This is a genomic window from Belliella aquatica, assembly GCF_014637795.1.
Lineage (GTDB): Bacteria > Bacteroidota > Bacteroidia > Cytophagales > Cyclobacteriaceae > Belliella > Belliella aquatica.
Genome location: NZ_BMFD01000033.1, coordinates 1 through 10,583 on the forward strand (window position 1 = coordinate 1; position 10,583 = coordinate 10,583).

Consider the following 10,583-nt stretch of genomic DNA (forward strand, 5'->3'; position numbering starts at 1 on the left):
TTTCGTCTTACAATACTTCAATGAACTTGTACACCGTCATTCCGGTGTCTTGTCAACAACTCTTCTGTCGCCGTTTTACTCTTGGGTTTGCAAAGGTAAGAATGAAATTTAATTTTGCAAAGCTTATGTTTGATAAAATTAAATCATTTTTCTTTTCAATAAACTAGCAAAATTTAAAATTTTATTTTGCTTTTCATTCCTTTTTCCCTCGTTTGGGAGTGCAAAGGTGAGCTTCTTTTTTTAATCCTGCAACATTTTTATCTGAAAATTGAACAAATAATTATTAATGCTTGAATTTCAGGGAGATATTTTCAAATCAGCGTTTTCAAGGTCTATAATTCCAAATCGCATGTTATTTCAAATTTAAAATCCAGTGAAAAAGACGCTTTAATTTATAGCACTTTATCTATTGATGAGAATCGTTAGATATTATACTCAAATCATTTCAACTTTTAACAGCTGGGCAAAACATCCAAAATCAACAACTTTGAGTATGATCAAGGATGCTATTCAGATTATTTTATTTTTGAAAAGGTTATGGAAGAATACGAATAGAAGATGAATAATCTTCAATCTTAAAATCTCTACAAATTAGGCCAGATTTATATTGCTTATATGCAAAGCATTAACTTTCTAAAACAGATGTAGAGGATAAGAACAAACGTATAACAGGGAACAATTGCGAAAATTGATTGGTATTACCAAACTCCTGTTAATAGTTTTATTGCTTTATTGGAAAATCCGATACTTTTAAAGGATTAAGTAGTGACCTCGTCAGGATTCAAACCTGAAACCTCCTGAGCCGTAATCAGGTGCTCTATTCAGTTGAGCTACGAAGCCATTTGGGATTGCAAATGTAGATATGATTTTTATATTTACAAACAGGTCTATCAAGGTTTTTTGAAATTAATCCAAAACCATTCTATATCAATTAAGAATAATTAAGATAAAAAGGAATATAAATCCCTGATGTTTTTATAATTTAGCCGCTCAATTTTAATACAATTATCTCTTTCATGAAACAACTAGCTTTATTATTCATAGTAGGATTAATTACTTTCAGTGTATCAGCACAAGAACGGACCAAAACCCCAATCGGTGGAAGGCCTGATGTCAAAGGTGATTTAATAGTAGATTTTGGCTTCAACACCTTGAACAACAAACCTGATGATTTATCAACTCGTTTTTTCCCATCAAGAACTTTCAATATCTACTATCACGCACCCATTAACATATTTGGAGAAGGTTCTGGATTTACATTTAACCCAGGAATTGGTATAGGTACGGATAAATTAGCTTTTACAGAAGACAGAACACTTTTCAATAATCCAGTTTTGGGCCCGGAATCCAGTCAATTATTGGAAATAAGTGATGTTTATGGGGATGATATACTTGTAAACACAAACAATGTTTCTTTAACATATTTCGACATACCCCTTGAGTTGAGGTACCACTTTAATAGAAGTAACTATCAGAAAAGTATGAAAGTAGCTATTGGTGGTAAAGTAGGGTTTCTTTTAAATTCTCAATCAAAAATCGCTTATGAAGATAGTGATGGTTTAGAAAGGAAAATTAAAGACAGACAAAACTTTGGTGTTGCTCCTATTAGGTATGGCGTATACACTCGTTTAGGTTTTCCAGGATTTAATATCTGGGGTTATTATGGCTTGAACCAAGTGTTCCAAAAAGATAAAGGACCTTTTGCAACGCAAGCGACCCAGTTTAATTTTGGTATTTCAGTGGCTTTGTTTTAAGAAAATTAATTCTTAGCAAACAGATACTTATAGACAAATCAGGTAATTGATTTACCACTGATGATTTATCAACCGATCAAAAATCAGTATCTCTAAAGAAATTGAAAATTAAAATATGATGAAGTACTGGTCATAAAGAAATTAAAAAAACCGACTTCGCGTCGGTTTTTTTATGCCCAAATCATCAAACTGGAACCAAAGCAAACTCCAAATCCCAATAAAAAGCCAGCAAGAACTTCAAGTGGTGTATGGGCATTGAGGTGAAGTCTTGATGTGCCAATGACACCTGACAACAAAATTGCTGCAAGCGTATAATACAAGAAATTATGATTTTGGATATTCATACTGTAGGCTAAGATTATTCCCAACAATCCACCTGCTCCTATCATGTGTGCACTGATTTTCCAAAAAAAACTAATTGCAGTCAATAAAATAAGACAGATCGTAATGATAAACAGCGCATAAATCAACTTATAATCTATCCAATCTTTGATGTAGAATGAGTAAGCCGTAATCATATACAGCAAACTAATGATCGAAAAAGGAAACACCCGTTCCTTGCGATTTTCCATTCTTAGTGAAGGAATTACTTTCGTGAATCGCATTGCCATCAATATTCCTAAAGGAATAATAAATGTATTGGCTACGATTACGAAAAACACGAGCCCTTTATTTCCACTATCAATCAATACAGCATCTGGTAGACCGAAAAGCAAAAATGCAAATATAATGGTGGGCATCACCAAAGGTTGAAAAACCAGCGATATTAATTCTGAAAATCTCCTAAACACTTATAATTCTTTCCTTAATCTAGCTACCGGAATCTGCAATTGCTCTCTGTATTTGGCAACTGTTCTCCTCGCTATATTGTATCCTTTATCATTTAACAATTTTACTAGCTTATCATCAGATAGTGGCTTCCTTTTATTTTCACCATCTACCAATGTTTGTAACACACTTTTTACTTCTTTGTTACTTACATCCTCTCCTGAATCAGTCGCTATACCTTCTGAAAAGAAATATTTCAAAGGATAAATACCAAACTCAGTCTGAATCGCCTTACTATTCGCTACCCTTGAAACTGTAGAAATATCCATTTCGATACGATCTGCAATGTCTTTCAAAATCATTGGTCTCAGTTTGGTCTCATCTCCTTCGTAGAAAAACTCTTCCTGATAGTCAAGGATACATTGCATGGTTTTCAAAAGTGTATGCTGTCTTTGCTTGATTGCATCTATGAACCATTTGGCAGCATCTAGTTTTTGCTTAACAAATGTCACAGTTTCCTTCAACTTCTTATCTTTTTTGTCGCTCTTGTCATAAGCATCGAACATTTCCGAATAGGATCTGCTTACTCGAAGTTCTGGAGCATTTCTAGAATTTAGAGAGATCTCGAACTTCCCATTTATATTGGTAAGAATAAAGTCAGGAATAATGTATTGTGTTTTGACCATTCCATCAGAAATCCCTCCTGGTTTGGGATTGAGACGCGTTATCAGATGAATCGCATCTTTCAAATCCTCGTCCTCTATATTGAGCTTCTTTTGGATCTTAGTGTAATGTTTCTTTGTGAATTCTTCAAAACAATCATTGATGATCTTTACAGCATTTTGTACAAGTGGATCATCTGGATGCTCTTTTCTTTCCAATTGGATCAACAAACACTCTTGAAGATTTCTTGCAGCAATACCTGCTGGATCAAAATTTTGGATTTTTCTTAAGATCTCTTCCACTTCATCAAGATCAGACTCGACATTTTGCCCAAAAGCCAAATCATTGATGATAGCCTCTAAGTCTCTTCTAATGTAGCCGTCATTTTCTATACTCCCTATCAATTGTCTCCCTATCAATTGCTGTGTTTCATCAAGCTTCAAATAGCTCAATTGTGAAATCAATTGCTCGTGGAGTGATATCCCGCCCGAAATTGGAATTTCTCTATCTTCGTCGTCAGGGGAATAGTTTCCATCACCTTGCATTTTGTAGCCTCCATAATCTTCCGTGAGATAGTCATCAATGTTGACATCTCCTTCTCGGGACCCCATGTCTTCATCAAAATTCTCAGGAAATTCTTCCTCTGGGTTTTTTTCTTCTTCATCCCGACCTTCCTCCAATGCAGGATTAATCTCAAGCTCCTCTTCTACTCGGGCATCCAACTCGGCAGTTGGCACTTGGAGCAATTTGATAAACTGAATCTGCTGAGGAGACAGCTTTTGGGAAAGAACCTGACTTAAATTAAGTTTTTGCATATAGGATAGTGACGAATTGTGGTAAAAATAAATCAGCCTTTTTGGGGGCATTAAATCTTTTTGGTTTTCAAATTTAGGAAATTAGATCAAATTTTTGATAAAAAGCTTATTATATCGTTTTTTTGCATTCCACTTGTTAATCCTCAAAAATTGGGAAGGGCACAAGAATTGGATTTAACAAAGAAAGTCATGGCATTCAACAAAAGAATAAAAATCAAATCACTGCTGGAAAGCGATTTTGTAGGTCAGGAAGTGACCTTGATGGGCTGGGTAAGAACTAAGCGAAGTAACAAGAATGTATCCTTTGTTGCTTTGAATGACGGTTCCACCATCAACAATTACCAGGTAGTGGCTGACCCGACTATCATTGAAGAAGATATATTAAAGAGAATCACGACGGGAGCTTGTATCAAAATCACTGGGCAAATCGTCGCTTCTCAAGGTGCAGGACAAAGTTCTGAAATTTCCGCCTCCGCCATTGAGATCCTTGGTGATGCAGATCCTGAGAAATATCCTTTACAACCAAAGAAACATTCACTTGAGTTTTTGAGAGAAATCGCTCACTTGAGAATGAGAACCAATACCTTTGGTGCAGTCTTCAGAGTAAGGCATACTTTGGCCTACGCGGTTCACAAATATTTCAATGATAAAGGATTCTTTTATATCCATACGCCGATCATCACAGCTTCTGATGCTGAGGGAGCGGGTGAGACTTTCAAGGTAACCACGCTTGATTTGAAAAATCCTCCGCTCAATGAAGATGGCAGCATCAATTACAAAAAAGATTTCTTTGAAAGAGAAGCTAACCTTACCGTCTCTGGTCAACTCGAAGGGGAACTGGCTGCAATGGCTTTGGCAGAAATCTATACTTTCGGTCCAACTTTCCGTGCTGAAAACTCAAACACAACAAGACACCTTGCTGAATTTTGGATGATTGAACCGGAAATGGCATTCTACGATGCTGAAGACAATCAAGATCTTGCTGAAGACTTCCTTCAGTATGTGATTCGATATGCTTTGGAACATTGTCAGGATGATTTAGCATTTTTGGATAAGAGAGCCGCAGAAGAAGAGCAAAGCAAAAAGGCAGATCAAAGAAGTGAATTAGGTTTGATGGAAAGACTGCGATTTGTGACTGAGAATAAATTTGAAAGATTAACTTATACCGAGGCAATCGATATTCTTAGAAACTCCAACCCTAACAAAAAGAAAAAATTCCAATACTTAATCGAAGAATGGGGAGCAGATTTACAGTCAGAACATGAAAGATTCTTGGTTGAAAAGCACTTTAAAAAGCCAGTCATCTTGACCGATTACCCTAAAGAGATCAAGTCTTTCTACATGAGATTGAATGAAGATGGGAAAACTGTAGCTGCGATGGATATCCTTTTCCCAGGAATTGGAGAAATAGTCGGAGGATCACAGAGAGAAGAAAGATTGGAAAACTTAACCGCAAGAATGGAAGAGATGCATATTCCTCAAGAAGAAATGTGGTGGTATTTAGATACCCGCAGATTTGGAGCGACACCGCATGCAGGATTCGGCTTGGGATTTGAAAGACTCGTTCAGTTCGTGACAGGAATGGGAAATATCAGAGACGTCATTGCCTTTCCAAGAACGCCGGGTAGTGCGGAGTTTTAATAAAATGTGATTATCTGCAGTGATTCCACAATGCATCTTTATCAATAATAATCATGCTGATAATTGTGAACTGTCGACAGCCAACAGTCTACAGCAGATCCAAATACAGTATTCACATTATTTTAAGTGGCACTTGGAATGTAGGTGGAAATCTTTAGTATTAAGTATAATAATTCGGGTAATCGTTATCAGTTGATTAGTTATTACCATATAAAAAAAGTGTTCACTGCTAGGATTTGATTTCCTCTTAACGAGCAAGTGTATATATAACAATAAAAAGGTCTGAGGTTTTCACCTCAGACCTTTTTTATTTTTGGGTCACCTTAATTTCGCTGGTTTCGCTTTCTGCAACAGACACAATTGCTTCTGTTTCCACAACTTTTATCCTTCTGATCAATGGTAAGGTCAAAAGACTAAATACGATGGCGATATAACCTACGATATTGTAATTGACCAATTCTCCGTTGATGTTTTCAGCTAAGATCAAACCAGCAACAAAGGAAGCTAAGCCAGCAGATAATTGTTGGACGGCAGAGTTGAAGCTTAGGAAACTACCTCTGTTTTCTGGTCTTGCTGTTCCAGTAATCAAAGCAGATGCAGGCACCATCCTTCCATTTGACGTCACAAAAAACATGGTTGAAATTAACAAGACATACGGAATTGGTGTAGCACCCAAATGTGTGATTACGGCGATCGGAATAACATTTAAAGTCATAAAAATCGAAAATATTTTCACTTTCCCATATTTGTCTGTCATCCTTCCTACCCATGGTGACGTAAAGATTGTGAAAGCACCACCTGCCATATAGATGTAGGTGAGTTCCATATCGGTAAAACCTACATTTGCTACCATGTAAGGGCTCAAGAAAGGAATGATCATAAACTGACCAAGCATCATCATCACAGTTAGCGTGATGGCTCGCATTTGATTACCATTGCTCGTCACTCTTCTGATCACTTGAATTGGTGTTGGCTTATCTTTTTTGGCCACAATATGTGCTGTGATGGAAGGTACATACTTATAGATCATCCAAAATATCACCCCAGAGATCCCGGCAAGAAAAAGAAACGGTGCATGCCAATTTGATAAACTTGCAATAAACAAACCGAAAGGAACCCCAAAAACAGAGGCTACAGAAAATGCTGCCATGACCAATCCCATAGCTCTTCCTCTTCGCGCATCAGGAACGACATCTCCTATTATCGCTAAAATCAAAGCGGATGTCAAACCTCCAAATAGTCCAGAAATGATTCTTGCTAGGAGTAAGATGGGATAGCTTGGAGAAAATGCACAGGCTAAAGTCCCCAAGAAGAAACCAAGAAACACCCACATCATGATTGTTCGGCGGTCGTATTTATCTAAAACAAATGCACCCAAAAAGCTACTCAAACCAGCCGCAAAGGTGTATGAAGACACCAAAAGCCCAAATTCCCTTGGACTGATCTCAAATATCCTCATCAACTGAGGCCCCAAGGGCATCAGTATCATAAAATCTACGATATGGGTAAAGTTGATTGCTGCTAAAGTCCACAGCAAAAGTTTCTCGTTCTTCATTCTTCCATCTAAAATATGGAAGGTAAACCCACTCAATATGGAATAAGTTCTTTAAGTATGATTTAAAAGTAATGAATGATACACCTAAAGTACATTCAGTTTTATGAAGGTATCAGGAATAGATTCAATGATATCCGAGGCAATCATCCCTCTCAATTTACTTTTAGAAGCAATTTCCCCTGCCAAACCATGATGGAATACGCCACAAATCGCAGCATTCTCTGGCGCATATCCTTGTCCCAAAAAAGAGGTTAGCATTCCAGTTAACACATCTCCAGATCCAGCTGTAGCCATATATTGATTTCCTGTAGAATTGAATATTTTTCTTCCGTCAGGCAGTGCTATCAGCGTGTGCGCACCTTTTAAAATCACAATAACTTTATTTGCTTTTGCTAAAGAACTTGCCTTTTCTATTCGTTCTAGATGGTTGGCAGATTCACCGACCAACCGCTCAAATTCTTTTAAGTGGGGCGTCAATATGCTATTCTGTGGTATTTCTTTCAACAACTCAGGATATTTTGCCAACAAGTTGAGCCCATCTGCATCGATCACCATCGGCTTTTTGAATCTCGCAAAGATGGATTGGAAATAGTCTTTATCAACATCCATCCCCCAACCTGGCCCAATACCAATCGCATCGAATTGATTCAAGCTAGTTTTTGAGGAATCTTGATAAAGCATCAATTCAGGCACAATTGGAATCATCCTAAAAGGATCTTCCATAAATGGCGCAATATGCACTAATCCCGAACCTGTTCTCAAGGCGGCATAACCTGATAAATTAATAGCACCGGATTTTCCGAGTTCACTTCCTAAAAAAAGCACTTTTCCAAAATCGCCTTTATGGCTGAAGCGATGAAAAGTGCGGTGAAAGGCAAGAACATCTCCCTGTCTTAGATAAAAATGACCCCTTTCAAACTTGTCAAGAAAATGATCATGAATTCCGATATCCAAAATATGAAGCTCCCCAACAAGCTCTGCATGTTCTGGGAATAGTAAACTCAATTTTGGGAATTGAAATGTAGCAGTATGATTTGCTTTAAATACTGTCCCGAAAGCAGCTTGATCAGCAGGTAGGCCAGAAGGAATATCAATGGAAATTTTTAGACCACCTAGCTTATTTAGTATTTTGATCAAACTCAGATAAGGCCCCTCTAAAGGTCTGTTGATTCCAACACCAAAAACTGCATCAATGATGATGGAATCTTTTTCGATTTTCCCATCCCACACATCAAATTTACTGACCGATATCCCATTAGGAAGTCTATGAAAATTATCCTGAAAGTCTTGGGAACAATCGGCCACCTCTTTCATATAGATAAGATGGACCGTTTGATTCAAATATTTAAGCAATCTCGCTATGGCGACACCGTCTCCCCCATTATTCCCTGGCCCAGAAAAAATATAAATCGGCTTATTACAATCTGAAATCCATGGCATCAACCAATCCACAAATGAAATCGCAGCACTTTCCATCAAGTCCAAAGAACTGATTTTTTCTGTTGAGCAATAGGATGCATCAACTTGCTGTACTTGTTCTCCGGAGATTATTGGTAACATATTAATTTAAAGCAGGTTGTTCCAAATCACGTTTGGGTATTTTCAATAAAATTAAGAATCCTAGGCCAACAAAGAAAAACAATCCTAAGGCTAAAGAGCTATTTCTCATATTTCCTGTCAATTGTTCAATAAAACCATAACAAAACGTCCCTAAAACGATCGCTACTTTCTCAGTAACATCAAAAAAACTAAAGTAAGAAGCATGATCTGTCGTGTCAACAGGGATTAATTTAGAATAAGTAGATCTTGAGAGAGATTGAATTCCTCCCATAACCATCCCGACAACAAATGCCAAAGCGAAAAATTGATTGGCTGTCTCCACGAAATAAGCGCCTGCACAAATGAAAACCCAAACAAAGACCATGATAACGAGTGAAACTTTGTTGCCGTACAACTTAGAAACATAAGCAAAAAGATAACTTCCTCCTATAGCCACAATTTGAATAATCAAGATCGTGATGATCAACTTATCACCCGGTAAACCCAGCTCCTTATCTCCAAAAGTTGCTGCCAAATACATGACAGTTTGTACGCCCATGCTGTAAAATAAGAACGCTGCCAAGAATCTATTCATTACGGGTGAAGCCTTGACCTTATAAAACACTTTCCTTATTTCTTTATACCCAACCAAAAGAATTTCTTTGCTTACTTTCTTTTTATAAGGATTGTTTGGCAGATACCTGAATGTGATTTGGGAAAACCCAGCCCACCAAAGCCCTGTGATTAAAAAAGACCATCTCGCAGCTTGACCACCATCAGCAAGACCAAATACTTCCGGGAGCTCAATCATTGCCAAATTCAAAACTAATAAAATAACGCTCCCTATATAGCCAAGCGAAAAGCCTTTGGCACTTAGAAAGTCAAATTCCTTTTCCGTTGCAATTTCAGGTAAAAAAGCATTGTAAAATACAATACTGCCCGCATAGCCTATACTTGCTAAGACTGCACAAATAATCCCAAATTCAAGATTATCCCCATCAAAGAAGAACAGGCCAATACAAGCAAGTGAACCTAGGTAGGCAAAAAACTTCATGAAAGTCAATTTTTTTCCTCCCGAATCAGCGATACCAGAAAGCAAAGGCGAGATAAAGGCTATAATCAGGAAAGAAAAAGAGATTGAATAAGAGTAAAGAACAGTATTGACAACTTCGATTCCGAAGAAACTCACTAGATCCCCTCTGTCTTCTGATTTGGTAACACTGTTAAAATAGATTGGGAAAATAGTTGATGTAATAACAAGACTATAGACAGAATTTGCCCAATCGTACATGGCCCAGGCATTTTGAATTTTCTTTTTGTTCATAAAAAGACAAGAATATTGTAAGGGGTATAATTTACAGGATTAATATAAATGATTATTCGCAAAGTCATCAGTATGTGAATAGTTCACTTGTCAACGGTCGACAGTCAACTGACAACAGCTGATTAAAACCAACTTCATTCTATTTTATAAATAGCTACTGATAAGAAGGCGAATATGCATATTTAACTTAAATGATTATTCGCAAAGTTATCAGTATGTGAATAGTTCACTTATAATTATAATCGTCAACAGTCGACAGTCAACTACGCCACGGCGCACAAGCGACAACAGCTGATTGAAATGAACTTCATACATTGTTATCAATGGCTACTGATAAGAAGACGAATATGCATATTTAATTTAAATGATTATTCGCAAAGTCATCAGTATGTGAATAGTTCACTTATAATCATGCGAATAATTGATAGTGCCTGAAAAAAGTTGTCACATTTTGTTTGTGTTTTAACACACTACCAAAATGAAAAAGGAATATCAAATTAAGCAACAGCGCTTATTCAGTGAAG

At 37.0% G+C, this 10,583-nt stretch carries 7 protein-coding genes and 1 tRNA gene; 2 read left to right on the forward strand and 6 right to left on the reverse strand.

What is annotated here, in order from left to right:
• Positions 1-766 precede the first annotated feature (766 nt).
• Positions 767-840, reverse strand: a tRNA-Arg gene (locus IEV57_RS18985).
• A gap of 176 nt (positions 841-1,016) precedes the next feature.
• Between IEV57_RS18985 and IEV57_RS18990 the strand changes: the two genes are divergently transcribed.
• Complete coding sequence (locus IEV57_RS18990; RefSeq protein ID WP_188444619.1) at positions 1,017-1,754, forward strand: porin family protein; 738 nt, start codon at positions 1,017-1,019, stop codon at positions 1,752-1,754.
• A 170-nt stretch (positions 1,755-1,924) separates the two neighbouring features.
• Here IEV57_RS18990 and IEV57_RS18995 read toward each other — a convergent pair whose 3' ends face one another.
• Both IEV57_RS18995 and rpoN read right to left on the reverse strand, forming a co-directional pair.
• A complete protein-coding gene (locus IEV57_RS18995; RefSeq protein WP_229744575.1) occupies positions 1,925-2,494 on the reverse strand; it encodes a phosphatase PAP2 family protein in 570 nt (189 codons plus the stop codon).
• A gap of 51 nt (positions 2,495-2,545) precedes the next feature.
• Entirely contained in the window at positions 2,546-4,000 is a 1,455-nt protein-coding gene (gene rpoN, locus IEV57_RS19000; protein WP_188444621.1) for an RNA polymerase factor sigma-54, read from the reverse strand.
• Positions 4,001-4,189: 189 nt separating this feature from the next.
• Between rpoN and asnS the strand changes: the two genes are divergently transcribed.
• Positions 4,190-5,641: an asparagine--tRNA ligase gene (gene asnS, locus IEV57_RS19005; protein ID WP_188444622.1), complete on the forward strand. Its 1,452-nt coding sequence runs from the start codon at positions 4,190-4,192 to the stop codon at positions 5,639-5,641.
• 307 nt (positions 5,642-5,948) lie between these two features.
• Here asnS and IEV57_RS19010 read toward each other — a convergent pair whose 3' ends face one another.
• From IEV57_RS19010 to IEV57_RS19020, 3 genes are all read right to left on the reverse strand, one after another.
• Complete coding sequence (locus IEV57_RS19010) at positions 5,949-7,196, reverse strand: MFS transporter (RefSeq protein WP_188444623.1); 1,248 nt, start codon at positions 7,194-7,196, stop codon at positions 5,949-5,951.
• Positions 7,197-7,280: 84 nt separating this feature from the next.
• Positions 7,281-8,756: an NAD(P)H-hydrate dehydratase gene (locus tag IEV57_RS19015; protein WP_188444624.1), complete on the reverse strand. Its 1,476-nt coding sequence runs from the start codon at positions 8,754-8,756 to the stop codon at positions 7,281-7,283.
• 1 nt (position 8,757) lies between these two features.
• Positions 8,758-10,059, reverse strand: a complete 1,302-nt coding sequence (locus IEV57_RS19020) for an MFS transporter (protein ID WP_188444625.1) — start codon at positions 10,057-10,059, stop codon at positions 8,758-8,760.
• Positions 10,060-10,583 lie beyond the last annotated feature (524 nt).